General features: G+C 71.1%; 23 protein-coding genes. 9 read left to right on the top strand and 14 right to left on the bottom strand.

What is annotated here, in order from left to right:
* Window positions 1-22 precede the first annotated feature (22 nt).
* Entirely contained in the window at window positions 23-925 is a 903-nt protein-coding gene (locus ACFPQ9_RS29660; RefSeq protein ID WP_380859984.1) for a LysR family transcriptional regulator, read from the bottom strand.
* A gap of 74 nt (window positions 926-999) precedes the next feature.
* On the opposite strand from ACFPQ9_RS29660, the gene ACFPQ9_RS29655 reads away from it, so the two are divergent.
* Complete coding sequence (locus tag ACFPQ9_RS29655) at window positions 1000-1947, top strand: DMT family transporter (protein WP_380859981.1); 948 nt, start codon at window positions 1000-1002, stop codon at window positions 1945-1947.
* 51 nt (window positions 1948-1998) lie between these two features.
* On the opposite strand, the gene ACFPQ9_RS29650 is transcribed toward ACFPQ9_RS29655, so the two are convergent.
* Entirely contained in the window at window positions 1999-3330 is a 1332-nt protein-coding gene (locus tag ACFPQ9_RS29650) for an aminotransferase class I/II-fold pyridoxal phosphate-dependent enzyme (RefSeq protein ID WP_380859978.1), read from the bottom strand.
* A gap of 35 nt (window positions 3331-3365) precedes the next feature.
* Between ACFPQ9_RS29650 and ACFPQ9_RS29645 the strand changes: the two genes are divergently transcribed.
* Together ACFPQ9_RS29645 and ACFPQ9_RS29640 are read left to right on the top strand one after the other, a co-directional pair.
* The gene (locus tag ACFPQ9_RS29645) at window positions 3366-4049 is read left to right on the top strand and encodes a pyridoxamine 5'-phosphate oxidase family protein (protein WP_380861304.1); all 684 of its coding nucleotides are present in this window, start codon (window positions 3366-3368) and stop codon (window positions 4047-4049) included.
* The gene (locus ACFPQ9_RS29640; protein ID WP_380859975.1) at window positions 4049-4681 is read left to right on the top strand and encodes an FMN-binding negative transcriptional regulator; all 633 of its coding nucleotides are present in this window, start codon (window positions 4049-4051) and stop codon (window positions 4679-4681) included. The genes ACFPQ9_RS29645 and ACFPQ9_RS29640 overlap by 1 nt, the downstream gene beginning before the upstream one ends.
* A gap of 105 nt (window positions 4682-4786) precedes the next feature.
* Here ACFPQ9_RS29640 and ACFPQ9_RS29635 read toward each other — a convergent pair whose 3' ends face one another.
* The 3 genes from ACFPQ9_RS29635 to ACFPQ9_RS29625 all read right to left on the bottom strand — a co-directional run bounded on the left by ACFPQ9_RS29635 (window position 4787) and on the right by ACFPQ9_RS29625 (window position 7761).
* On the bottom strand, window positions 4787-5755 hold the full coding sequence (locus ACFPQ9_RS29635; RefSeq protein WP_380859972.1) for a DMT family transporter: 969 nt from the start codon (window positions 5753-5755) through the stop codon (window positions 4787-4789).
* 203 nt (window positions 5756-5958) lie between these two features.
* The gene (locus tag ACFPQ9_RS29630; RefSeq protein ID WP_380859969.1) at window positions 5959-6957 is read right to left on the bottom strand and encodes an EamA family transporter; all 999 of its coding nucleotides are present in this window, start codon (window positions 6955-6957) and stop codon (window positions 5959-5961) included.
* A gap of 240 nt (window positions 6958-7197) precedes the next feature.
* A complete protein-coding gene (locus ACFPQ9_RS29625; RefSeq protein WP_380859966.1) occupies window positions 7198-7761 on the bottom strand; it encodes a Clp protease N-terminal domain-containing protein in 564 nt (187 codons plus the stop codon).
* A 216-nt stretch (window positions 7762-7977) separates the two neighbouring features.
* Between ACFPQ9_RS29625 and ACFPQ9_RS29620 the strand changes: the two genes are divergently transcribed.
* Complete coding sequence (locus tag ACFPQ9_RS29620; protein ID WP_380859963.1) at window positions 7978-8145, top strand: hypothetical protein; 168 nt, start codon at window positions 7978-7980, stop codon at window positions 8143-8145.
* Between the two features lie 127 nt (window positions 8146-8272).
* Window positions 8273-8704 (top strand): type II toxin-antitoxin system Rv0910 family toxin, encoded by a 432-nt coding sequence (locus ACFPQ9_RS29615; RefSeq protein WP_380859960.1) that lies wholly within the window; start codon window positions 8273-8275, stop codon window positions 8702-8704.
* Window positions 8705-8792: 88 nt separating this feature from the next.
* Here ACFPQ9_RS29615 and ACFPQ9_RS29610 read toward each other — a convergent pair whose 3' ends face one another.
* A complete protein-coding gene (locus tag ACFPQ9_RS29610; protein ID WP_380859957.1) occupies window positions 8793-9413 on the bottom strand; it encodes a PadR family transcriptional regulator in 621 nt (206 codons plus the stop codon).
* Between the two features lie 163 nt (window positions 9414-9576).
* On the opposite strand from ACFPQ9_RS29610, the gene ACFPQ9_RS29605 reads away from it, so the two are divergent.
* Window positions 9577-10386: a PhzF family phenazine biosynthesis protein gene (locus tag ACFPQ9_RS29605; RefSeq protein ID WP_380859954.1), complete on the top strand. Its 810-nt coding sequence runs from the start codon at window positions 9577-9579 to the stop codon at window positions 10384-10386.
* 12 nt (window positions 10387-10398) lie between these two features.
* Here the strand turns inward: ACFPQ9_RS29605 and ACFPQ9_RS29600 are convergent, their stop codons facing one another.
* Complete coding sequence (locus ACFPQ9_RS29600) at window positions 10399-11199, bottom strand: CPBP family intramembrane glutamic endopeptidase (protein WP_380859951.1); 801 nt, start codon at window positions 11197-11199, stop codon at window positions 10399-10401.
* A 194-nt stretch (window positions 11200-11393) separates the two neighbouring features.
* Here ACFPQ9_RS29600 and ACFPQ9_RS29595 point away from each other — a divergent pair, with 194 nt between their 5' ends.
* Complete coding sequence (locus ACFPQ9_RS29595) at window positions 11394-13169, top strand: substrate-binding and VWA domain-containing protein (RefSeq protein ID WP_380859948.1); 1776 nt, start codon at window positions 11394-11396, stop codon at window positions 13167-13169.
* Between the two features lie 22 nt (window positions 13170-13191).
* Here ACFPQ9_RS29595 and ACFPQ9_RS29590 read toward each other — a convergent pair whose 3' ends face one another.
* Window positions 13192-14709, bottom strand: coding sequence for a glutamate-cysteine ligase family protein (locus tag ACFPQ9_RS29590; protein ID WP_380859945.1), 1518 nt, complete (start codon window positions 14707-14709; stop codon window positions 13192-13194).
* Window positions 14710-15265: 556 nt separating this feature from the next.
* Between ACFPQ9_RS29590 and ACFPQ9_RS29585 the strand changes: the two genes are divergently transcribed.
* Window positions 15266-15868, top strand: coding sequence for a hypothetical protein (locus ACFPQ9_RS29585; RefSeq protein ID WP_380859942.1), 603 nt, complete (start codon window positions 15266-15268; stop codon window positions 15866-15868).
* A 430-nt stretch (window positions 15869-16298) separates the two neighbouring features.
* On the top strand, window positions 16299-16505 hold the full coding sequence (locus ACFPQ9_RS29580; RefSeq protein ID WP_030053671.1) for a DUF5999 family protein: 207 nt from the start codon (window positions 16299-16301) through the stop codon (window positions 16503-16505).
* Between the two features lie 200 nt (window positions 16506-16705).
* Here ACFPQ9_RS29580 and ACFPQ9_RS29575 read toward each other — a convergent pair whose 3' ends face one another.
* The 6 genes from ACFPQ9_RS29575 to ACFPQ9_RS29550 all read right to left on the bottom strand — a co-directional run bounded on the left by ACFPQ9_RS29575 (window position 16706) and on the right by ACFPQ9_RS29550 (window position 22885).
* Complete coding sequence (locus ACFPQ9_RS29575; protein WP_380859938.1) at window positions 16706-17743, bottom strand: endo-1,4-beta-xylanase; 1038 nt, start codon at window positions 17741-17743, stop codon at window positions 16706-16708.
* Between the two features lie 55 nt (window positions 17744-17798).
* Window positions 17799-18602 (bottom strand): carbohydrate ABC transporter permease, encoded by an 804-nt coding sequence (locus ACFPQ9_RS29570; RefSeq protein WP_380861302.1) that lies wholly within the window; start codon window positions 18600-18602, stop codon window positions 17799-17801.
* Window positions 18603-18637: 35 nt separating this feature from the next.
* Window positions 18638-19642 (bottom strand): carbohydrate ABC transporter permease, encoded by a 1005-nt coding sequence (locus ACFPQ9_RS29565; RefSeq protein WP_380859935.1) that lies wholly within the window; start codon window positions 19640-19642, stop codon window positions 18638-18640.
* A gap of 6 nt (window positions 19643-19648) precedes the next feature.
* Window positions 19649-20944: an extracellular solute-binding protein gene (locus ACFPQ9_RS29560; RefSeq protein ID WP_380859932.1), complete on the bottom strand. Its 1296-nt coding sequence runs from the start codon at window positions 20942-20944 to the stop codon at window positions 19649-19651.
* Window positions 20945-21176: 232 nt separating this feature from the next.
* On the bottom strand, window positions 21177-22511 hold the full coding sequence (gene lysA / locus ACFPQ9_RS29555; protein ID WP_380859929.1) for a diaminopimelate decarboxylase: 1335 nt from the start codon (window positions 22509-22511) through the stop codon (window positions 21177-21179).
* Window positions 22508-22885 (bottom strand): SAV_915 family protein, encoded by a 378-nt coding sequence (locus ACFPQ9_RS29550; protein WP_380859926.1) that lies wholly within the window; start codon window positions 22883-22885, stop codon window positions 22508-22510. The genes lysA and ACFPQ9_RS29550 overlap by 4 nt, the downstream gene beginning before the upstream one ends.
* Window positions 22886-23059: the final 174 nt, after the last annotated feature.

Genomic DNA, 23059 nt, shown 5'->3' with positions numbered 1-23059 from the left:
GCCGACTCGAAGCACTGCGGGGTCAGCGGACCTTCTCGGCCGCCGTCCGCAGAGCCTGAACCGCTGCCCGGATCGACGGGCGGCGGTCGGCGTCCACGCGCCACACCGCGTAGATGTAGCGGTGGACCCGGTTGCGCACGGGCACGGCCCGCACGCCCAGCGGCATCGGGTCACGGCCCAGCCGGGGCGCGACGCAGACGCCCAACCCGGCTGCGACCAGGGCGAGTTGAGTGTGGTGCTCCTCGGCGCGATGGGCGATCCGGGGCTCGATCCCCTTGGTCCGCAGGGTGTAGAGCAGCCACTCGTGGCAGAACTCGCCCTCGGGCCAGGCGACCCACTCGTCGTCCGCGAAGTCCGCCAGGTCGACCTCGCTCCGGTCGGCGAGCGGGTGTTCCTCGGGCATCGCGATCTCCACGCGGTCGTCGAGGATCGGCGCCTTGGCGAGCCCTTCCGGCATGGGCAGGGGCTTGTTGTACCAGTCGAGGACGACGGCCAGGTCGGCGTCGCCCCGCAGCACGGCGGCGACCCCGTACTCGGGCTCCAGCTCGCGCGAGGTCAGGCGCAGCGCCGGGTGCTCGGTGCGCAGCGCGGTCAGCGCGGCGGGGAACAACCCGCGCAGGGCGGTGGGGAACGCGGCCAGCCGCAGTTCGCCGACCACCTGCCCGCGCTGTGCCTCCAGGTCGGCCTGGGCGAGCTCGACCTGGGACAGGATGCGGGCCGCGTGCTCGGCGAGCAGCCGCCCGGCATCGGTCAGCCGTACGCCCCGGCCGTTCTTGGCCAGGAGCTGCTGGCCGACCTCCCGCTCCAGCTTCGACATCTGCTGCGAGACGGCCGACGTCGTGATGTGCAGCCCCTCGGCGGCTGCGCTGACCGAGCCGTGCCGGGCGAGGGCGTCGAGGGTGCGCAGGCGCTCCAGATTCAACATGTAAGCAATACTACGAGATACCGGGCGCAAAATCTCGATTGTGCTACGAGGTCGAGGACGGCATGGTTGCTGCCATGACCACCGTCACCGCCTCGCGCGACGCGGCCGCAGCCGCGCCCGCGTCCTCCGTCCGCCCTCGCCCCCGTGGCCGCCTCGACTGGCGCCTGCGGTTCGCCGCTCTCTCCCTGATCTGGGGTTTCAGCTTCCTGCTGATCAAGGTCGGCACCGATGGTTACGCCCCCTTCCAGGTCACGCTGGGGAGGCTGGTGTTCGGTACGGCGGTGCTCGCGGCCGCGATGGCGGTGAAGCGGGAGCGGTTGCCGCGCGGGGTGCGTACATGGGGGCATCTGACGGTGGCCGCGTTCCTGCTGAACGCGCTGCCGTTCTCCCTGTTCGCGTACTCCGAGCTGACGATCCCGTCCACACTGGCGGGCATCTGCAACGCCACCTCGCCGCTGTGGGGCATGGCCCTGTCGATGGTCGCCCTGTCGGAGGACCGCCCGACGCGCGTGCGGGTGGCCGGGCTCGGCATCGGCTTCCTCGGCGTGCTGACGGTGCTCGGGGCGTGGCAGGGCTTTCACGGGCTGGACGCCACGGGTACGACGATGGCGCTGCTGGCCTCCTTGAGCTACCCGATCGGCTGGATCTACGTCCGTCGCACGCTGGCCGGGTCCGGCGAGTCGCATCTGTCGCTGACCGGAGCACAGCTGCTCCTGGCGACGGTTCAACTGGCGGTCGTCACGCCGCTGTTCACCTCGGTGCCGACGACGTTCTCCCTGGTGCCGTTGCTGGCGATCGTGGCACTGGGTGCCCTCGGGACCGGGCTCGCGGTGCTGATCCAGTACGGGTTGGTCGCGGAAGTGGGGCCGACCACGGCTCAGATGGTCACCTACTTCATCCCGGTCATCGCCACGGCCGCAGGGGTTGCCGTGCTCGGCGAGTCGCTGACCTGGTCGACGCCGGTGGGAGCCGTGATCGTGCTGGCCGGTGCGGCCCTCACCCAGGTGCGGCGGAGCGCCTGAGGGAGGGGCGCGCGGACCGTACGCGCCCGCGCCGGCTGTCGTGCCGGGCGTTCACACGTAGCTGCGCGCCGGGCCCGGCCCCACCGCCGCCGCCAGCGCGTCCGCCAGCGGTCCGGCCTCCGCCTCGGTGAGCGTCGAGGTGGTGACCCGGATTCCGGGCGGTGAGGCGGTGCGGAAGAGGGCCCCGGGGGCGACCGCCCAGCCGGCGTGCAGCAGCCGGGCCACGGCACCCGTCTCGTCGGGGACCGGGATCCAGACATTGAGGCCGCTGCGCCCACGGGCCTCGACGCCGCGCTCGGCCAGCGCCCGGATGAGCAGGTCACGACGTTCGGCATAGGTCGCCGCCACCGCCGCCGGGTCCACGGCGCCGTCGTTCCACAACCGCACCACGGCCCGCTGCACCAGCCGGCTGACCCAGCCGGGTCCGAGCCGCTGCCGCCCGCGCACCCGGTCCACCGTGATCTCGTCCCCGGTGAGCACAGCGAGCCGCAGGTCGGGGCCGTACGCCTTGGCGACCGAGCGGACGAACGCCCAGTGGCGGGTGGTGCCGGCCAGAGGGTGCACGGGGAGGTCGACGATGCCGTCGCCGTGGTCGTCCTCGATCAGCAGGACCTCCGGGTGCTCGCCCAGGGTGGAGCGCAGGGCACGCGCACGCGTGGCGCTCACCACGGCCCCGGTGGGGTTCTGCGCGCGGTCGGTCACGATCAGGGCGCGGGCCCCGGAGCCGAGGGCCCGCCGTACGTCGTCCGGCAGCGGTCCCTCGTCGTCGACCCCGACGGGGAGCGTGCGCAGGCCGAGCGCCGGGATCAGGTCCAGCAGGCTGCTCCAGCCGGGGTCCTCGACGGCGACGGTGTCCCCGGGCTTGAGGTGGGCCGTGAGGACGCGCTCGATGGCGTCGAGCGAGCCCGAGGTGACGGCCGGCGGCCCTTCCGGCACCCCGTCGGCGTCCAGCCGGGCCCGCGCGATACGCGCGAGCTCCGGTTCCACGGGGTCGTCCCCGTACAGCACCGGATCCCGGTCGGCGAGCTCGGCCGCGGCCGCGAACGCCTTCGCCGGCGACGGCAGCAGGACGGGATCCGGATTGCCGCTCGCCATGTCGCGAACGCCTTCCGGCACGTCCACCCGGGCGGAGTCGCGTCCGGTGGTGGCGGGCCTCGGCCGGACCCGGCTCCCCCGGCGGCCCGCGGTCTCGATCACTCCGCGCTCCCGCAGAACGCGATAGGCGGCGGCGACAGTATTGGGGTTCACCCCGAGGTCCGTCGCCAACTCCCGCATCGGCGGCAGCAGTTGGCCCGGTTCCAGCTCACCCGAGCCGACCGCGCGCTCGACGCTCGCCGCAATCTCGGCTGCGCGACGCCCTTCGATCCGATATCCTCCTAGCACAAACAACATTATGCACTAGTGCAATGGAGAACGCAATGCAGGGGACCGAGGAACCGACGTCGCAAGGCGTCGCCTACACGCCGACCGACCGCACCGTCCCCACCCGCTCCGCCGACCGAGCGGCGTACGACAAGGAACTGGTGCACGCGATACTCGACGAGGCCTACGTCTGCCACCTCGGGTTCATCCGCGACGGCGCGCCCGTCGTGCTGCCCACGCTGTTCGGCCGCGTCGGCGAGACGCTCTACGTCCACGGCTCCACGGGTTCGCGCCCGCTGCGCATGACCGGCAAGGCGGACCCAGGACTGCCGGTGTGTCTGACGGTGACGCATGTCGACGCGCTGATCCTGGCCCGCTCGGCCTTCCACCACTCGATCAACTACCGGTCCGTGGTGGTGCACGGCACCGCGTACGACGTGACGGACCCGCAGGAGAAGCGGACCGCCCTGGACGCGCTGGTCGACCACGTGGTGGCGGGCCGGTCCCGTGACTCCCGGCCCGCCGACAAGAAGGAACTCGCCGCCACCGCCGTGATCCGCCTGGACCTGAACGAGGTCTCGGCCAAACTGCGCACCGGCGGCGTCAACGACGAGCCGGAGGACCTCGCCCTCCCCCACTGGGCCGGTGTCGTCCCGCTGCGCAAGGGCTACGACACTCCGCTCGGCGACCCCGACCTGGCCCCCGGCACCGAACTTCCCGCCTACCTCGCGGACCTGTGATGCTGGTCCACCCCTGGGACGCGCCCCGGCACGACACCGAGTGGCAGCGGTGGCTGGACGACCACGACTTCGGGCAGCTCGTGGTCAACGGCCTGGACGGCGAGCCGCCGCACGTCCAGCCGCTGCACTTCGCGTACGACGCCGACCGCGGCGAGGTCGTCACGCATCTGGCCCGCCCCAACCCGATCTGGCCGGCGCTCCTGGCGCACCCCGAGGTCGTGCTGAGCGTGGTCGACGACTACGTGTTCGTACCGGGCCCGTGGCAGGCGGGGCCGGAGCAGCCGACCGAGCACGGCGAGCCGACCAGCTTCTACGCGGCGGTGCAGCTCAGGTGCCGGGCGCGTGTCGTGGACGACCCGGCCGCGAAGGCCGAGCTGCTCAACCGCCAGGTCGGCCACTTCCAGCCGGAGGGCGGTTCCGCGGAGGTGGCGGTGGGCCGGGCGCCGTACGGCAGGCTGCTGTCGGGCATCCGCGGACTGCGGCTGGAAGTGACCGGTGTGCGCGCCAAGTTCAAGTTCGGAGGCCGGCGGACGGCGGAGGTCCAGGACCGGATCGCCGGCAACCTGGCCGGTCGCGCCGGTCCGCGCGACGCGGCGGCACGCGAACACATGCTGCGGCGCCGCCCCGCGTGAGCGGAGCGACGCAGACGACGGCCGACCGGCGAACGCCGACCGGCGAGGGGATGAGGGACGAAAGACGAAGGGTCCCGCACCAGTGCGGTGCGGGACCCCGCGGCATCACGCGGGCATCGGTTCGCTTTCCCGGTCCCGCTCCTTCTCCCGGCGTGCCCCGCGGGTCTCCGCCGCCGCGAGGCCCGCGACGGACCCGAGCATCAGCAGCGTGCCGACCAGGGTCGGGGCGGTCAGCCGCTCACCGAGCAGGACGACGGCCAGCACCGCCGCGCTGACCGGCTCCAGCAGCATGATCACGGACACGGTGGCCGACCGTACGGCAGCGGCGCCCGCGAAGTAGAGGGCGTACGCCAGAGCCGTGGGGACGGCCGCGATGTACGCCAGCAGCCAGCCGAGCCGGAGCGGATCGACGGTGTGCGGCAGCAGCCCCTCGACGAGGGCGAGCGGCAGCAGGCACACGCTGGTGACCGCGAAGGCCCACACGGACGTCTCGGCGGCGTCGGCCCCGCCGTCGCGGCCCCACTTGCGGGTGAGCAGGGTCATGACGGAGTACCCGGCGGCGGCCACCAGCGCGAGCAGCACGCCCCACGGCCGTACGGTCGCGCCCTCGCCGCCGAGCGCGAGCACCGCGAGCCCGGTGAGTGCGCCGGCCACCGCCGCGACGCCGCCGCGGCCGAGCCGCTCCCCCAGCGCCAGCCGGGCGCCGAGCGCGATGAACACCGGGCCGGCGCCGAGGGTGACGACCGTGCCCACGGCGAGGCCGGTGGCCTCCACGGCCGCGAAGTAGGCCGTCTGGAACACGGCGAGCCCGAGGCCCGTGGCCCCGGCCCGCAGCGCCTTGCGGGCGAAAGGCTCGGACACGGTCCGCCGCGGACGGGGCCGCAGCAGACGTACGGCGAGCAGCAGCACGAAGCCGACCGCGCAGCGCCAGAAGGAGAGGCTGACCGGCCCCATGTCGCTGGTCCGGTAGACCAGTGAGGCGGCGGCGCCCGCGGTGCCCCAGGCGGCACCGGCGATGATCAGATAGATGAGGCCTCGCCCGATGGGCAGGCCGGAGACAGGTGTGTACGACACGAGTGGTTCTCCGCAGACATGCAGAAGCGTGGGGAGGAGCCCGGTTCAGCGGGGTCCATGGACTTCGTCCGCGGGCAGCACCGTTGCGCCGTGCGGTGCGGGGGGTCAGTTCCCGTCAGGCACCGAGGCTCGGCGAATTTCCGGAGGCCCGCCTCAGGCGGCCGGAGGCGGAAGAACGAGTGTCGAAGGCATGATGGCGCAGCCTAGGCGACGTTTCCCCGGGCGGACAACTCACGCTCCGGTCCACCACTGGCCACCGGTTCCACGGAGGTCTTGGCGGGCGCCGACGACTGGGCGATGAACGCCCCGGCGAGGACGACCACGCCGCCGACGATCTGCGGTGCCGAGAGGTGCTCGCCGAGCAGGAACCAGGCGAGGACCGTGGCTATCACCGCTTCGAGGCACGCGACGACGCCCGCGACCTGCGGTGAGAGGCGCCGCACCGAGACCACGCCGGTGACGTACGCGAGGACCGTGGCGACGAGCACGATCCAGGCCAGCAGCAGGGCCGCCGCGACCGGGGTGTCGTTCATGTCGGCGGTGCCCGTGAGGACCGTCCAGTCCATGGTCCAGGGGCGGGCGACGACGGTCAGGACGGCGGCGCCGACGAGCAGGCCGTACGCGATGACGCCGAGCGGGTCGGGTGCCTGTTCGCCGGAGTCGCCGCCGTGGTCGGACAGGACGAAGTAGCCGACCTGGCAGCAGGCGGCGCCGAGCGCGAGGAGCAGTCCGAGGGCGTCGAAGCTCAGACCCGCCCAGACCTCGACGACGCAGGCGAGGCCGCCGACCGCGAGGACGACGCCGACGGCCGCGGCACGGGTCACCGGCCGCCGCTGTACGAAGCGGACCCAGCCGAGCACGAGGGCGGGGGCGAGGTACTCGACGAGCAGGGCCACACCGACCGGGATGCGGGAGATCGAGGCGAAGTAGAACGCCTGCACACCGGCCACACCGAGCAGGCCGAACCCGGCGAGCAGGGCAGGACGGTCACGCAGCAGCGCGCGGTGGCGCACGGCGAGCGGCAGCATCACCAGCGCGGCGCCGGCCACGCGCAGCCACACCACGTGGAGCGGGTCGAGCCCCGCCTCGATCAGCGGTTTGGCCGCGACCCCGGAACCTCCGAAGGCGATCGCGGATCCGACCGCCAGACCGAGCCCGGCACCCTTGCCGCGGCCCACCCGGCCGCTCTCAGACTTACGCACCGACCCATGATGACAGGCGATGACAGCAGCGTCATCCCCATTGACACCTGTCTCGCGGTGTGGACGGTGGGTGGGCGGCGACGGCGCGCGACGGGGTGGAAATGAGCACGGCTCACCCCGGTTCCGGAATCCAGGGATCGGGGATCGGGGATCGGGGATCGGGGATCCGGGATCGAGGATCCGGGATCCGGGGTCGGCGGTCGGCGGTCGGCGGTCGGCGGTCGGCGGTCGGCGGTCGAGCTAGCGTGCGGACTCGCCGCTGCCGCCGACGTACTCGTCGCGATGTCCGTCGATGCGCTCGCGTACGGCGGTCGCGTCGATGCCGGCGCGGGCGAGCACCTCGACGGCGCGGGCCTGGGGGTCGACGACGATCTCCGCGAGCAGGTCGATGCCGCGGGCCTGGCTGTCGCCGCGCAGGGCGGCGCGTCGGCAGGCCTGTTCCATCGCGGTCGCGGCCAGCGGGGAGAACCCCTCGCCGTGCATCACCACGGGGACGGCGCCGGAGTCCTCGACGGTGCCCTGCCAGCGCAAGCCGTAGCCGATGCTGCGCTGCACGAGATAGCCGAGCAGTCGGGCGATCTGGGGCCCCTCGCCGAAGACGGCGTACACATCCGGGTCGTGTTCCAGCAGGGAGTGCAGCAGATGGGCCGTGTCGATCTGCCGGTCCCCGTCCCTGAGGGCCCGGCGACGGGCACCGGAGACCACCGCCGCCAGTTCGTCGCTGAGCCTGGCACCGTCCGCCGGGGTGTCCGGGCGCCGACAGTCCTGTTCCTGGGCCGACTGCCGGGGGATACGGGGTTGCACATCCCTTACCCCATCAGCCACATCGAGCCGAGTCATCGGCGGGGGGAACCATTTTCGCGTCCCACACAGAGTGGACTCCGCAGGCCGAAATCTCCTCCTTACGGATGAGATCACGCCGAAAGACCCGCAGGGGCGCGCGCCGCCTTGCAGTGCGCCCCGTACGCAACCGAGGCACCGCGCCGCACGTCCCACAGGGACATGGAGAGGTGCTGGCTGGTGGCGCTGCCGGCCGTCGACGGCAGACAGTACGTCTACCGGGTGTACGCCCCGGAGGACGCCCTGCTCGCCGACCTGTTCTGGGAGGCGTGGCACTGCCACGACGAGAGCGCGCTGCCCCGGGCGTGGGATCTGTTCGACGCGGCGGTGATACGCCTCGTGGGCTGAGCCCGCGAGACGGGCGTCCCGCACGGGACAGCGCCTCCACAATTTCTGACGGTTCATCAGTATTGAATGTTCCGGCCCCCGCGGCTACGTTCCGCGACACCGTAGCCCGAGACGAAGGGGTGGTCGCATGGCCGAAGTCAGCGCGGAGGCACGCATCGAGGCGCCGGCCGAGAAGGTCTGGGCACAGCTGACGGACTGGTCGTCGTACGGCCAGTGGAACGCCACCCACACCAGCTTCCCGAACGGCGGCCCCGCGGCCCTCGAAGTGGGCGGGACCTTCCAGGAGAACATGAAGCTGATGGGCTTCCCGGCCGAGGTCGAGTGGACCATCGAGGAACTGGAGCCGGCGCGGGTGCTCGCGATCCGCGGCAAGGGCCCGATGGCGGTGACCGTGGCCACGCGCTACACCCTCACCCCGGACGGCGACACGGCGACGACCGTACGCATCGACGGGGAGTTCACGGGCGCGGCGGTGTCGTTGATGGCGGGGAAGCTGAAGGACTCGGCGACGGCGGCGCTGAACGAGTCGCTGCGCAAGCTGGCGGGGCTGGTGACCTGAGAGACCTTCGCCGTACGCACGCGAAGGCGCCCCGCGGATCGCTCCACGGGGCGCCTTCTGGTTACGCCGGGGAGGCCGCCGGTGCTGCTCAGTCCTCGTCGGCGAGGATCAGGTACAGCTTCTTGCGGGCGTCGTTGATGACGGCCAGCGCCTTGTCGCGCTGGTCCTTGCTGCCCGTCTTCCAGACCTGCCCGAAGGCCTCCATCAGACCGAACCCGGCCTGCCGGATCTCACCGAGGGCCTCCCAGTCGACACCGCGGGAGGCTTCCTCCCAGGGCGCCTCGGGGCCGTCCTCGGCCGCCTCGCGGCCCGCCTCGGTGAGCGAGAACAGCTTCTTGCCGCCCTCGGTCTCACTGACGATCAGACCTTCGTCCTCCAGCAGCTGGAGGGTGGGGTACACCGAGCCGGGGCTGGGCTTCCACGCCCCGCCGCTGCGCTCGGCGATCTCCTGGATCATCTCGTAGCCGTGCATGGGGCGGTCCTTCAGCAGGGCGAGGATCGATGCCCGTACGTCACCGCGCCGTGCCCTCCCCCGAGGCCCTCCACGACCCCTCGGCCCCCAGGGGCCGGGCCCGAATCCGGGTCCGCCGAAACCGGGGCCGCCGCCGGGACCGAACGGCCCGAAGGCGCCACGCAGCTGCTCGAAGCCGCCCCGGCCGCCGTGATGACCGTGTCCACCATGCCCACGCTCGAATCCATGGGAACGCATCGCAATCACTCCATTCCATCGTTGATCAGTCGCGATGCGTCAACGATATATCGGAACTGTTCGGATGACAAGAGACCGATCCGTGAGCGGTGCGCGGGATTCGGTCCAGCACCCCCGAATTGGCCTTGGCCGTCGCCTCCGGGGACCCCCTACGGTCGGCGCCATGCGGATTCGAATCGTCGACGCCTTCTCCGACCGCCCCTTCGCCGGGAACCCGGCCGGGGTGCTCCTTCTCGATGCGTTCCCGGAGGACGACTGGCTCCAGAACGTGGCCATGGAGGTCAATCACGCCGAGACGGCGTTCGCGCACCCGCTGCCCGAGGGCGGGGAGGCCGACTGGGCGTTGCGGTGGTTCACACCGGTCGCCGAGGTGGCGATGTGCGGTCACGCCACGCTGGCCACGGCCCATGTGCTGCACGGCACCGGTGCCCACGAGGGGCCCGTCCGGTTCGCCACGCGCAGTGGCGTGCTGGTCGCCACGCCCGGTGACGACGGGTCGATCACGCTCGACTTCCCGACCGCCCCGCTCACCTCGGTCGAGGTCCCGCAGGGCGTCACCGGGGCGCTGGGCGCCCGGCCGCTCGCCGCCTTCGACACCGGCCCGAACGTCGGCGACCTGCTCCTCGAACTCGCCGACGAGAAGACGGTCCTGGCCCTGGCCCCGGACCTCAGGGCGCTCGGCGCCTACTCGTCGCGCGGCATCATCGCCACCGCCCGCGCCGAGGACCCGGCGCGCGGATACGACTTCGTCTCCCGCTGCTTCTTCCCGAACGTCGGCATCGACGAGGACCCGGTCACCGGCAGCGCCCACACGGCCCTCGCCCCCTACTGGTCCGAGCGCCTCGGCCGGACCGGCCTCACGGGCCTTCAGGCCTCCCGCCGCTCCGGCCGTGTCCGCACGGAGCTCCGCGGCGACCGCACGCTGCTGAGCGGCCGGGCCGTGACGGTCATCGAGGGGGAGTTGATCGCCTAGGCGGCGACCAGGTCACGCCGTCGGCAGCCAGTCCACCTTCCCGGCCAGCAGCGCGTAACCGACGAACGCTCCTATGTCCAGCAGCGAATGCGCCACGACCAGAGGGCCCACCCGGCCCCATCGCCGGTACAGGTAGACGAACACCACGCCCATCGCCATGTTGCCGAGGAAGCCGCCGATGCCCTGGTAGAGGTGGTACGAGCCGCGCAGTACGGAACTGGCCACCAGCGCGGTGCCGGGTGTCCAGCCCAACTGGCCCAGCCGGCGCAGCAGATAACCGACGACGATGACCTCTTCCAGGATCGCGTTCTGCAACGCCGAGAGGATCAGTACGGGGTACTTCCACCACACGTCGGGGAGCGCCTCGGGCACGACGGTGAGGTTGAAGCCGAGTCCGCGGGCGGCCAGGTAGAAGGCGATTCCGGTGCTGCCGATCACCGCCGCGATCGCCGCCCCGCGACCGAGGTCGAACCAGGGGCGGGTGCGGTCGAAGCCGAGGGTGCGCAGGCTCCGGCCCTCGCGCATGAGGAAGTGGGCGACCAGGGCGACAGGAATCAGCGCGGTGGTGATCCCGAAGAGCTGCCAGGCGAGATCCAGCCAGGGACGCCCCGGCGCGGCGGAGGCGTTGAGGGTGGCGGCCTGGTCCTTGAGACCACCGGGTTTGGTGACCGAGCCGACAAAACTGATCAGGGCGGACACACCGCTCGCACCGAGCGAAAGCCCCAGAACGAGCAGCGTCTCGTCACGGAGAATCCGTCGCGAGAGCCGCTCATGAGGAAAAGAATCGGCCACGGGGCCTGCCTCGCCCTGCACTCCTGCCTCCAGTTGTGTAATCCCGCCTCATCCTCATCGCCGCCCCGCTAGGGTCTCGAAAGCAGTTGCGAAGACCGTGCGCGACAGGCCGTCGGGGGGACGGGCGCCGTACGGGGCGTACCGCCCCTCTGCCTGCCATACGGCCGGATTCCGGCACGCGGTTCAGCAGGGCAACAGGGAGGGGCACGACCGACATGGGACGTCACAGCTTGCCCGATCAGTATGGGGCGGGCGGCAGCGACCCCCGTCGACGCGCACGACGCCGCACGGTGGCCATCGCCACGGTCCTCGTCCTGGCCGTCGCCGGCGGTACGGCCGCCGCCGTCAGAGGCGGACTGCTCTCCTTCGGATCCTCCTGCCAGGACGACCCGGTGCGGCTGACCCTGGCCGCCTCCCCCGACCTGGCCCCCGCCCTGGAGACCGCCGCCGCACAGGCCCTGGACGACGACCTCACCTCCGACGGGCGGTGCGTCTCCGTCACGGTCAGCGCACGCGAGTCGTACAAGGTCGCCGACACGCTCCTCGCGGGCGAGGACCCCGGCGCGCAGGTGTGGGTGCCGGACTCGGAGGTGTGGCTGGAGCGGCTCAGCACGGACGGCGACACGGCCGACGTCTCCACGGTCGGCCATGTCGCCTCCACCCCGGTGGGCGTGGCGATGCTGCCGACGGCGGCGAAGTCACTGGGGTGGCCGAAGAAGTCGTACGCCTGGCTGGAGCTGGCCGGGGCCGCCCTGCGCGACGACTCGCTGCGGCTCGGCGCGGCCGATCCCGCGCGCAGTGCGACCGGGCTGCTCGCGCTCACCCGGCTGAGCGCGGCCTCCGCCGGGACAGCGGGCGGGGACACGCAGGCCGCGGCGATGATGAAGGCGCTCTCGCAGCGTGTCTCCGACAGCGACGGGCAGATCCTGGACACGCTGCCGCGTGACTCCTCGGGCACCGAGCAGGGCAATCCGAAGCGCAATCAGGCGCTGGTCGTCAGCGAGCAGTCGGCGCACACGTACAACTCCGCGTCCGACGGCGAGGGCGGCGGCCTGGACTTCTTCTACCCGAAGGACGGCTCGCCCCGACTGGACTACCCGTACACGCTGCTCCCCCAGACCGGGCTGACGACCGACGAGAGCCGGGCCGCGATCCGGTTCATGAGCTATCTGCGGGACGCACGGCAGCTGCGGCTGCTGGAGCGGCACGGCTTCCGGACGTCCGACGAGGCGGTGCCGGACGCGCTGGTGACACGGGCGGGCGGCAGCAGCCCTCAGCCGTACACCAAGGCCCCTGCCCGGCCGGCCTCCGCGGTCGCGCTCCAGGAGACCCTCGGGGTGTGGACGATCACCGTGCAGAGCGCGCGCATCACCACGGTCGTGGACGCCTCCGCCTCGATGTCCGAGACCGTGCCGGGGACCGGGCGGTCACGGATGGACGTGACCAAGGCGTCGCTGCTCCAGGCGCTCGCCACGTTCACGGCCGAGGACGAGATCGGGCTGTGGGACTTCTCGACCAAGCTGGACGGTGACAAGGACTACCGCGTCCGTGTGCCCACCCAGCGGCTCGGGGACCGCGAGGGCACCGGCACCCAGCGCGACCGGCTGTCGGCGGCGTTCGGCGACCTGGAGCCGGTGCCGGACGGTGCGACGGGCCTGTACGACACCACGCTCGCCGCGTACCGGGACGCGACGGACTCCTACGCGGAGGGCAAGTTCAACGCCCTGGTCATCCTGACCGACGGCGTGAACGAGGACCCCGGCAGCCTCTCGCGCGCCGAGCTCCTCGCACGGCTGGAGCGCCTGGCCGACCCCGAGCGCCACGTGCCCCTCATCATGATCGCCGTCGGTCCCGACGCCGACCGTGCCGAGGCCAACCGCATCGCGGAGGCCACGGGCGGGTCGGGCCACGAGGTGACCGACCCGTCCCAGATCCACACGGTGATCCTGAAGGCGATCGTGAACGCGGCGTCCCCGGACCGGCGCGGCTGACGAGGCCGGCTCGCACCGTCCGTCACCCCAGCGGCACCGGCTCCAAAAGGCCCACCGGCCAGGTGTGCACCGGGTCCCCGCGGTGCATCAGCTCGCGGTAGCGCCGGGTCGTGGCGGCCAGCGCGGCGTCCCGGGTCAGGCCCGAGTCCAGTGCGCGGTGGAAGGTGGCCGCCTGCCAGGACGCACCGTTCATGCGCCTGCGGCAGCGCTCCTCGATGACGCCGAGATAGAGGTCCCGGTCGGCCGGCTCGACCCCCCATGCGTCGAGGCCCGCCTCGGCGAGCGGCAGGAGTTCGTCGCGTACGAGGCTCACCGCGTCGACCTCGGCCATCCCGCCGTAGCGCCCGCGCCGGGGCCAGTTCAGCCGGGCGTCGATGCCGTGCTCGCAGGCCGCGTCGAAGTTGGCGGCCGCTGCCTCGAAGGGTATCCGGGTCCACACCGGCCGGGACTCCTCGGCGAGGGCGCGGACGACGCCGTAGTAGAAGGCGGCGTTGGCGATGACGTCCGTGACGGTCGGCCCGGCGGGCAGCACCCGGTTCTCCACGCGCAGGTGCGGGACGCCGTCGGCGATGCCGTAGACGGGCCGGTTCCAGCGGTACACGGTGCCGTTGTGCAGGACGAGTTCGGCGAGTCCGGGGACGCCGCCGGAGTCGAGCACGTCGAGCGGGTCCTCGTCGGCGCAGATCGGCAGCAGGGCCGGGAAGTAGCGCAGGTTCTCCTCGAAGAGGTCGTAGGCGGAGCCGACCCACCGTTCTCCGAACCAGGTGCGCGGTCGCACGCCCTGGGCCTGGAGTTCCGGCGGGCGGGTGTCGGTGGACTGCTGGAACAGCGGCGGACGCGACTCGCGCCACAGCTCACGCCCGAACAGGAAGGGCGAGTTGGCGCCGATGGCGACCTGGACGGCGGCGACCGCCTGGGCGGCGTTCCAGACGTCGGCGAAGCGTCCCGGTGTGACCTGGAGATGCAGTTGCACGGAGGTGCAGGCGGCCTCGGGGGCGATGGATTTCGACGTGCACGTCAGACGCTCGACGCCCTCGATGTCGAGCATGAAGTCCTCGCCGCGGGCCGCCACGATCTGATCGTTGAGCAGGGCGTAGCGGTCCACGTCGGAGAGGTTCGAGGAGACCAGGTCGTCCCGGTCGAGCGTCGGCAGAATGCCGATCATCACGATTCCCGCGTCGACCTCGCCCGCTTTTCGGTCGGCATATGCCAGTGACGTACGGAGTTCCTCTGCGAGCTGGTCGAATACCCGCCCCTGCAATCGGTGTGGGGCTATGTTCACTTCCAGATTGAACATGGCGAGTTCTGTTTGGAAATCGCGGCTCGCGATCCGCTCCAGTACCTGCGCATTCAACATTTTCGGCATGCCGTCGGCGCCGGTGAGGTTCAATTCGATCTCCAGCCCCATCAGGTTCTTGGGGCGGTCGAACCGCTTCTCCGCCAGCAGCCGCTCCAGGCCCGTCAGACACTGCCGCAACTTCTCGCGGTAGTGCTGGCGATCGGACAGATCGAACCGACCTGCCACGACCTTCTCCCCCATCGAAGCGTCCCTCCTCGGATGGGCAGGCCGAAGATCCGGCCGCCGGTCTCCCGGGTCAGGTGAGAGTGTGCCCAGCCGAAGCGATCGATAACGTCCCACGCGAACCCCGCGCCCGCTACTCTGTCGGATGTGACCGGTGGCACATTCGGCGGGCATGGTGCACTGTGCAGTTTCGGACGGCTCACGAACTCGTGAAAAACGCCGACGAGAATTGGCCGTCCGCGCCCATGCCATTTTTCGAGGTCACCGCCCCGACACCGCGCGGGAATCGGGATGATTCCCGCGAATCAGCGACCGATTGACTCCTTGCCGAGTGCACTGAAAGCGGTTAGACGAAACACCGTCTGAACACTCGTCGTATAAACTCCGCAATCAAGGCAGAGGGTTGGCGCCCGCGGTCCCGGTCCTGCCGTCCAGGTGACGTGCGGCAGGCCTCACCCATCCCCCTTGGCTCCAGACCCCGGCCCCCGCCTCTCTGACCTCGTGAGCTGACAGCGCCGTCCGCCCCCGCCCCGCCCTCGCGCCACCGTGCCTGTCGAATGAGAGGCGACCCACCATGCCGCTGCATGTCCCCCCGGCTCCCGCGCCCGCACTTCGCTCCGTCCTCACCGCACTCGGCTCACCCACCGCCGTCCGCGAGGCCCGAACGCCCTCGCTGCGCGCCGCCCAGGGGCCCGCCACTCCCGAACTGCCGTTGCCCGTCCATGTCCTGGACGAGATCACCCCGGCGGGTGTGTCCGCGACACGGCTGGCCGGCTGGCGCTTCCTGATCCGGTGCGGGGAGCGTGCGGTAGCAGCCGCCGAGACCCGGCTGACGCCCGACGGCTGGGCCTTCTCTCACTTCTTCGAGGGCCCTTACATCGCCTCGACCGAGCGGGCGCTGCGCCAGGCGGAGACGATCGCGCAGCCCTACCAGCCTCGCCTGCTGTCGATCCCGAGTCTCTACATGCTCGCCCTGTGGCTGCACGGCGACTGCGCGGCGGACGGCGCCACCGGCCATCCGGCCGCCGAGGACATCCTCGTACCGCTGGCCCCGGCGCCGCCCGGCATCGCGGCTCACGCGCCGCACCGGGTCGCCGAACTGCTCCCGGTGCTCACCCTCCGCGCGACCCCGGCCCCGCTGCCGCCCCTGCCCCCACTGCTCGGCTCCCCCGCCTGACAGCACCGCCGCGGGCGCCCGCGTACCCCGCCACCCATTCCGGGTGGCGGGGTACGCGTGTTTCCGGAGGGGGGATTAGGCTCGTACCGGACAACTGGAAACGCGCCTACGAACCATGAATTACTCGTACGAGCAAGAAAGCGCTCGAATGAGCCGCTCGGGCGTTCCGGCCCACACGGACTAGCCCCATCCGACCACTGCGAACCACCCGAAGAGACAGTGCAGTTGGGATGAACCATCCGCGCGGGTGAAGCGTCATCAACCTGTGAGAAAGCGGTGCTGCGAAATCCCTGCGGATTGACGCCCGTGGGGCAACACTTGGTTCCGACCGACTTATCGCAACGGGGGAGCGGCCATGAACGAAGCTTCACGCCGCACGACAGACGAAACAGCCATCTCACAGATCACAACAGAGCGAAAGATCCCATCCATGTGCCAGCACCAGCCACCGTGCCCCTCAGCCGACTCCGCCGACCGGGAATCCGCCCGCCTCGTGGCGCACCACCCGGAGCAGGGGTGGAGCCTGCTGTGCAACGGCGTTCTGCTCTTCGAGGACACCGGTGAGCTCCTGCCCGACGGCCAGATCATCGCCCCGCACCGTCCGCTGGGCACCGGCAAGGTGATGACCGCCGCGTAGCACCCCCTGCCGGCGGACCACGCCGGTGAGGACCCGCACCACCGGGCGGCACGACGGACGCCCGGAGTACTCCCAGGGGCCGGTCGCAGACCCTGACTGCGAGCCGGCCCCGACGTGTGTCCGGAGGCGATCACACACGGTAGTGCACCGTGTGTCCCGGGCGACCCTCGTACCGACGCCCGGGACACGCCGGCGGCGGCCTAGCCCAAAGCCCGGCGCAGCGCGAAGTAGGCGGGCTTGGGCCGCAGTTCCTCGTCCCAGGGCAGGGCCGCGCCCTCGCCCGGGAAGAACGCCGGGATCCAGGAGTACTTGTCCGTGTAGTCCCAGACCGTGATCCCCACACATCGGCGCACCGCCAGACATGCCTCGGTCATGTCCCGGTACCAGTCGGCCTGCTGAGCCAGCTTCTCCTCGGTGGCGGGCAGCTGCATCCGTACGTCGACCTCGGTGAGCGCCGTGTCGAGGCCGAGCCGGGCGAAGCGGCGGAGGTTGTCCTCCAGCGTGGACGGATAGCCGTACTGGAGCGCCAGATGGGTCTGCAGGCCGAAGCCGTGCAGCGGGACGCCCTCAGCCTTCAGCTGCTTGGCCAGCTCGTAGTAGGCGTCGCTCTTCGGGCCCGTCGCCTCGACGTTGTAGTCGTTGAGGTACAGCCTGGCCTTCGGGTCGGCCTGGTGGGCCCAGCGCAGGGCGTCGGCGATGTAGCCGGGGCCGAGCGTCCGGTAGAAGACCGTCTCGCGGTACGTCCCGTCCTCGTTGAACGCCTCGTTGACGACGTCCCAGGCGTAGATCTTGCCGCGGTAGTGCCGCACCTCGGTCTGGATGTGCTGCTTCAGCACGGCCCGCAGCTCGGGCGCCGTCCACTCGCGGCCGGTGAGCCAGTCCGGCAACTGGCTGTGCCAGACGAGGGTGTGACCGCGCACCTTCTGGTGGTTGGCGCGGACGAGCGCCACGATCTCGTCGCCCTTGGAGAAGTCGAAGACGCCCTGCTGGGGTTCGGTGGCGTACCACTTCATGCCGTTGCCGGGCGTGATCTGGTCGAACTCGCTGCCGAGGAGTGCCGTGTACGGCTCGTCGACGAGTTCGGGGTTGTCGGTCGCGCTGCCGAAGTAGCGGCCATGGCGCTCGGCGAGGTCGGCGAGGGTGGGCGGCCGCTTGTCCTGTGCCTGCGCGGCCGGGACCGTCGCCGCGACCAGGACGGCCGCGAGCGCGCCGACGAGTCTGAGGCGGTTCTTGCGCATGGTGCGACTCCTCACTGGGTGGATGGTGGGTGAGCCGTACGTCCGCCTGCGCGGGCTATCCCTTGGTCGCGCCGGCGGTGAGGCCGCCGACGAGCTGGCGTTCGGCGACCGAGTAGAAGGCGAGGGCGGGGACCATGGCCAGCACCAGGTAGGCGAAGACGCGGGCGTAGTCCGCGGAGTACTGGCCCTGGAACTGCTGGACGCCGATCGGGATGGTCCACCAGGTGGAGTCGGTGAACACCAGCAGCGGCAGGAAGAAGTTGTTCCAGCTGGTGACGACGGCGAGGACCGAGACGGTGCCCAGCGCGGGCCGTGCCATGGGCAGCAGCACCCGCCAGAAGAACCCGAAGGAGCTGCATCCGTCCAGCGTGGCCGCCTCCTCCAGCTCGCCGGGGATCTCCCGGAAGAAGCCGCGCAGGATGATGATGGTCATCGGCAGCCCGAACGCGGCCTGCGGAAGGATCACGCCGAGCGGATTGTCCAGCAGGCCCAGGGAGCGCAGCAGCAGGAACAGGGGCAGGGCGGCCACCGCGAAGGGGAACATCAGCCCCATGGTGAACAGGGTGAACAGTCCCTCCCGGCCGCGGAAGGCGAAGCGCGCGAACGAGAACGCCGACAGCGCGGACACCGCCACGACCAGGACGGTCGTACCGACCGCGATCAGGGTGCTGTTGCCGATCAGCCGCCAGAAGTCCCCGGAGCCGAGGATGTCCGTGTAGTTGCCGGACACCCAGGACTCCGGCAGCCCGACCGGGTTGCGGGAGAGCTCGTCGGTGGACTTGAAGCCGGACAGCACGGCGTACAGCAGCGGCACGACCATCACCGCGCCGACCACCATGAGGATCACGTGCAGCGGCATGTTCCTCGTGCCGGTCTTCCTGCCGGACCTGGCCGTCACTTGGCGCCTCCCCGCATCGTCGTGGTGGCTCCCTGGAGATCGCGGCGGAGCACGAACCGCTGGTAGGCGAGGGCGAAGACGAGGCTGATGCCGAACATGACCACGCTGATCGCGCTGGCGTAGCCGACCTGGTAGCGCTTGAAGCCGTACTGGAACATGGTCACGGCCATCGTCTCGGAGTGATGGTCGGGGCCGCCCGCGGTGGTCACCCAGACCAGGTCGAAGAGCTGAATGGACCCGATCACGGACAGGAACACGCTGATCCTGAGGGTGGGCGCGAGCAGCGGCAGGGTGACGCTGCGGAAGCGCTGCCAGGCGTTCGCGCCGTCGATGAGCGCGGCCTCGGTCAACTCGGCCGGGATGGACTGGAGTCCGGCCAGGTAGAGCATCATGTGGAAGCCGAAGTACTTCCAGGTCATGACCAGGAAGAGGGTGGCCATGACGTTCGACGGGTCGGCGAACCACTCGCCGCCGAGCCCGTCGAGGCCGATGCCGCCGAGGATCTGGTCGGCGAGGCCGTCGTCGGGGGCGAAGATCATGCCGAACAGGACGCCGGTGATGGCCTCGGACAGGACGTACGGCCCGAAGAACAGCATCCGGTAGAAGGCCCGGCCGCGCAGCTTCTGGTTGAGCAGGACGGCCATGGCGAGCGCGAACGGCAGCTGGATCGCGAGCGACAGCAGGACGAGGAGCAGACAGCGCCACAGGTCCCCGAGGAAGACGGGGTCCTCGAAGAGGCGGGTGAAGTTGTCGCCGCCGATGTAGTCGGACGGCATCCCGAAGCCGCCCCAGCGGAAGAAGGCCGCGTACAGCGCGAACAGCATCGGCAGCAGCACCAGGACGAGGAACAGCACCAGCGCGGGCACCTGGAAACCGACCGCGGTGAGCCAGTGCAGCATGCGCCGCCGGGCCCGCCCCCGGGCCGCGCCGGCGGACGGGGGCGGAGGCTCGACGCCGGCGCCGGGCTGCTTGTCGGCGGACGGCAGGAACGTGGAGGTCATCGCCGGCTACTGCTCTTCCTTCGCGGTCTTCGTGATCGACTCGGCGACCTGCTGCGGGGACTTGGACCCGGCGATGAGCGCGCCGACGCTGTCGTTGACCTCCTGGCCGACGGCGGGCGCGTAGGCCTGGTCGAGATAGAGCTGGAAGCCGGTGGCGGCCTTCAACTGTGCCTGTACGGCCTTGATGTTGGGGTCGGTGAGGGCGCTCTCGGCGGCCGGGACGACCGGGATGACGCCGGTCTTCTTGACCAGTTCCACGTCGGTCGCCTCGGAGGCGAAGAACTTCAGGAAGTCGACGGCCTCCTGCGGGGCTCCGCTGCGCAGGGCGTGTCCGCCGCCCCCGCCGAACACCTCGGTGATCGTGCCCTTGCCGCCCTCGACCGCGGGGAACGGGAAGAAGCCCAGGTCGTCCTCGAGGCCCTTGCCGGCGTCGGCCTGCACGACCGGGGCCCACTGGCCCATGAGCTCCATCGCGGCCTTGCCGTTGCCGACGGTCGCGGCCTGACCGGTGGGGCTGGAGTAGGCGGCGCCGAGGAAGCCCTTCTGGAACGGCTGGAGGTCGACGAGCTCCTGGAGGTGCTGTCCCGCCTGGACGAAGGGATCGCCGGTGAAGTCCTTGTCGTCGTAGGCCTTCTGGAGGGCGGAGGCGCCGGCGGTGCGCATCGAGAGATAGGCCCAGTAGTACATGCCGGGCCACTTCTCCTTGCCGGCGAGGGCCAGCGGGGTGATGTCCTTGGCCTTCAGCTTGCGTACGGCGTCGAGGAAGCCGCTCCAGGTGGTCGGGGGTTCGGCGATGCCCGCGTCCTTGAAGAGCGCCTTGTTGTACCAGAAGCCGATCATGCCGATGTCGAACGGTATGCCGTAGACCTTCTCGTCCAGCAGGTACGGCTCCTTCGCGACCGGCAGCAGGCCCTCGGCGAAATCTTTCGTACGGTCCGTGAGGTCCTCGACCAGCCCGGCGTCGACCTGCTGCTTGAGGACACCGCCACCCCAGGTGTGGAAGATGTCGGGCAGCTTCCCGGAGGCGGTGAGGGCCGTCATCTTCGACTTGTAGGCGTCGTTCTCCAGCTGGACGATCTTCACTTTGACCTTGGGGTTCTGGGCCTCGAACTTCTTGGCCAGCGCCGCCCAGACGCCCTTGGTCGGCTCGGTGGTGGAGATGTTCCACCACTCGATGGTGGTCGTGCCGTCCGACGACCCTCCGTCCGAGTCGCCACCGCAGCCGCTCAGTGCCGTCATGCCCACACCGGCCGCGGCGGAGGCCGCCAGGAAGCCTCTGCGGGACAGTCCCGGGTCGCCCATCATGCGCTCCTTGGGTAGCAGTTAGCTTCGAAAGTTTCGGATGAAATCCGGAAAGCTTCGCTGCTGCCGCACCCTAGAGACGCCTCCCAAACGGTGGCAACCCCTTGAACACGGTGAATCTGCCGGACGGCGCTCTGACGCACGGCCAGGTGAGGTACCGCTCGGGCCGAAACATTCGACCCGAGCGGCGAACATTAAGTGCCGGACTGTTCAGACGACTCGCCGCGTCGGGCTACAGCCCCACGTCACGGCTGCGGATGTCCTCCAGGGACTCGCGGCGGATCAGGAGGCGCGCGTGGCCGTCGCCCACGGCGACCACCGGCGGGCGGCCGACCAGGTTGTAGCCGGAGGCCATGGACAGGTGGTAGGCGCCGGCGGCCGGGACGGCGAGGAGGTCTCCGGGGCGGATGTCGTCGGGGAGCTCGACGTCGGCGGCGACGATGTCGCCCGCCTCGCAGTGCCGGCCCACCACGGTCACCGGAGCCGGGGCGGCGGTGCTGTGCCGGCCCACCAGGCGGGGCGCGTAACGCACCCCGTACAGCGCGGGACGCGGGTTGTCGCTCATGCCGCCGTCCACGGCGACGTAGGTGTGCGCGCCGGTCCGCTTGACGGAGAGGACGTGGTAGAGCGCGATGCCCGCGGGGCCCGCGATGGCCCGGCCCGGCTCGATGATGAGGCGGGGCACGGTGAGTCCGGCCGCAGCACACGCCTCCGTCAGTTCGGCGCGTACCTTGCGGGCGAGGGCGGTGAGGTCGAGGGCGGGTTCGCCGGGGCGGTAGGCGATGCCGTGGCCGCCGCCCAGGTCGAGTTCGCGCAGGACCATGCCGTGCTGCTCGTTCAGCCGGGCCATCAGGCCGACCATACGTCGTACGGCGGCCAGATACGGCTTGACGCTGGTGATCTGTGAGCCCAAGTGGCAGTGCAGGCCGGTGAGTTCGAGCTGCGGCTGGCCCAGTATGCGCGCGATGGCGTGCTGGGCGTAGCCGTCGGCGATGGAGAGGCCGAACTTCTGGTCCTCGGTGCCGGTGCGGATCTTCTCGTGGCCGCCGGCGCTGATGCCGGGCACGACGCGGACCATCACCCTCTGGCGACCGTCGGGCCCGACCGCCGCCGCGAGACGGGCGATCTCGGAGGGGCTGTCGATGACGATCCGGCCGACCCCGAGGCGCAGCGCGGTGTCCAGGTCGCGCGGGGACTTGGCGTTGCCGTGCAGCACGATCCGCTCCGGCGGGAAGCCGGTGGTGACGGCGAGCTCCAGCTCGCCGGCCGAGCAGACGTCCAGGCCCAGGCCCTCCTCGGCCATCCAGTGGATCATGGCCCGGCACAGGAACGCCTTGGCCGCGTACAGGACTTCGGCGTCGGGGAAGGCGTGCCGGTAGGTACGGCAGCGCTCGCGGACCTCGTCCTCGTCGATGACGTAGACGGGGGTGCCGAAACGGTCGGCGAGCTCGGCGAGCGCCACGCCGCCGACGGTGAGTTCGCCCTCGCGGGGCTCGACGGCCGAGGCCGGCCACACGGAGAGGGCGTCGTCCGCGGTGGGGACGGCGGGTTGGTGGAGGGTGGTCATCGCGCCGCCCCCGTCACACGCACGGCTTCGCCGGGGCGGGGGCACCGGTACCCGGCACCCTCGTGCTCCCACTCCGCGGTCGCGGATGCGGCCGGGGCGCAGAACTGAGGGTCCACGGTGACGGTGGTGACGCCTAGCGGTGCGATCAGGGCGCGCAGGGCGGGTTCGGCGAGCCGGATCCAGGGCTGTTCGGCGCCGAGGGTCGCGGTCAGTTTCCCCCGCGAGGTGAACCCTACGGCCGTACGGGCGCCGAGGGGCGTACGGAAGATGCGGGCCGCGCAGGCGGCCGGTCCCGGCCGGACCGGAACATACAGAGGGCCGGCCGGGAACCGTTGAGAGGGCTCCGGGTCTTCGTCGGACAGGTGGTCTGCCATGGATGCCTCCGGGAGATCCGAGGTGGATCGGGGTCGTTCCACGAGTGCTTGGCGCCCCGGACGCGGGGAGGCGGACCGGGGCTCGCTCTTGACGCTATGCCCGGTGGCCCGGGGGTCAGGACTCCTCATGACGGGATGCTGACGGGTTTCCACCGGACGCTGACGCGATGCTGA

Origin of the sequence: Streptomyces coerulescens, from assembly GCF_042657965.1 — a bacterium.
GTDB classification, from domain to species: domain Bacteria; phylum Actinomycetota; class Actinomycetes; order Streptomycetales; family Streptomycetaceae; genus Streptomyces; species Streptomyces coerulescens.
The sequence above is the reverse complement of the archived record's forward strand: the minus strand, read 5'-3'. Positions and strand labels throughout refer to the sequence as shown.

Coding starts and splice junctions, on each gene's coding strand:
- ACFPQ9_RS29645 (WP_380861304.1), top strand. CDS start 3,366: ATGCAGGGGACCGAGGAACCGACGTCGCAAGGCGTCGCCTACACGCCG.
- ACFPQ9_RS29605 (WP_380859954.1), top strand. CDS start 9,577: ATGCGGATTCGAATCGTCGACGCCTTCTCCGACCGCCCCTTCGCCGGG.
- ACFPQ9_RS29565 (WP_380859935.1), bottom strand. CDS start 19,642: ATGACCTCCACGTTCCTGCCGTCCGCCGACAAGCAGCCCGGCGCCGGC.
- ACFPQ9_RS29590 (WP_380859945.1), bottom strand. CDS start 14,709: ATGGGGGAGAAGGTCGTGGCAGGTCGGTTCGATCTGTCCGATCGCCAG.
- ACFPQ9_RS29595 (WP_380859948.1), top strand. CDS start 11,394: ATGGGACGTCACAGCTTGCCCGATCAGTATGGGGCGGGCGGCAGCGAC.
- ACFPQ9_RS29570 (WP_380861302.1), bottom strand. CDS start 18,602: ATGCCGCTGCACGTGATCCTCATGGTGGTCGGCGCGGTGATGGTCGTG.
- ACFPQ9_RS29655 (WP_380859981.1), top strand. CDS start 1,000: ATGACCACCGTCACCGCCTCGCGCGACGCGGCCGCAGCCGCGCCCGCG.
- ACFPQ9_RS29550 (WP_380859926.1), bottom strand. CDS start 22,885: ATGGCAGACCACCTGTCCGACGAAGACCCGGAGCCCTCTCAACGGTTC.
- ACFPQ9_RS29640 (WP_380859975.1), top strand. CDS start 4,049: ATGCTGGTCCACCCCTGGGACGCGCCCCGGCACGACACCGAGTGGCAG.
- lysA (WP_380859929.1), bottom strand. CDS start 22,511: ATGACCACCCTCCACCAACCCGCCGTCCCCACCGCGGACGACGCCCTC.
- ACFPQ9_RS29560 (WP_380859932.1), bottom strand. CDS start 20,944: ATGGGCGACCCGGGACTGTCCCGCAGAGGCTTCCTGGCGGCCTCCGCC.
- ACFPQ9_RS29575 (WP_380859938.1), bottom strand. CDS start 17,743: ATGCGCAAGAACCGCCTCAGACTCGTCGGCGCGCTCGCGGCCGTCCTG.
- ACFPQ9_RS29660 (WP_380859984.1), bottom strand. CDS start 925: ATGTTGAATCTGGAGCGCCTGCGCACCCTCGACGCCCTCGCCCGGCAC.
- ACFPQ9_RS29585 (WP_380859942.1), top strand. CDS start 15,266: ATGCCGCTGCATGTCCCCCCGGCTCCCGCGCCCGCACTTCGCTCCGTC.
- ACFPQ9_RS29580 (WP_030053671.1), top strand. CDS start 16,299: ATGTGCCAGCACCAGCCACCGTGCCCCTCAGCCGACTCCGCCGACCGG.
- ACFPQ9_RS29615 (WP_380859960.1), top strand. CDS start 8,273: ATGGCCGAAGTCAGCGCGGAGGCACGCATCGAGGCGCCGGCCGAGAAG.
- ACFPQ9_RS29610 (WP_380859957.1), bottom strand. CDS start 9,413: ATGCGTTCCCATGGATTCGAGCGTGGGCATGGTGGACACGGTCATCAC.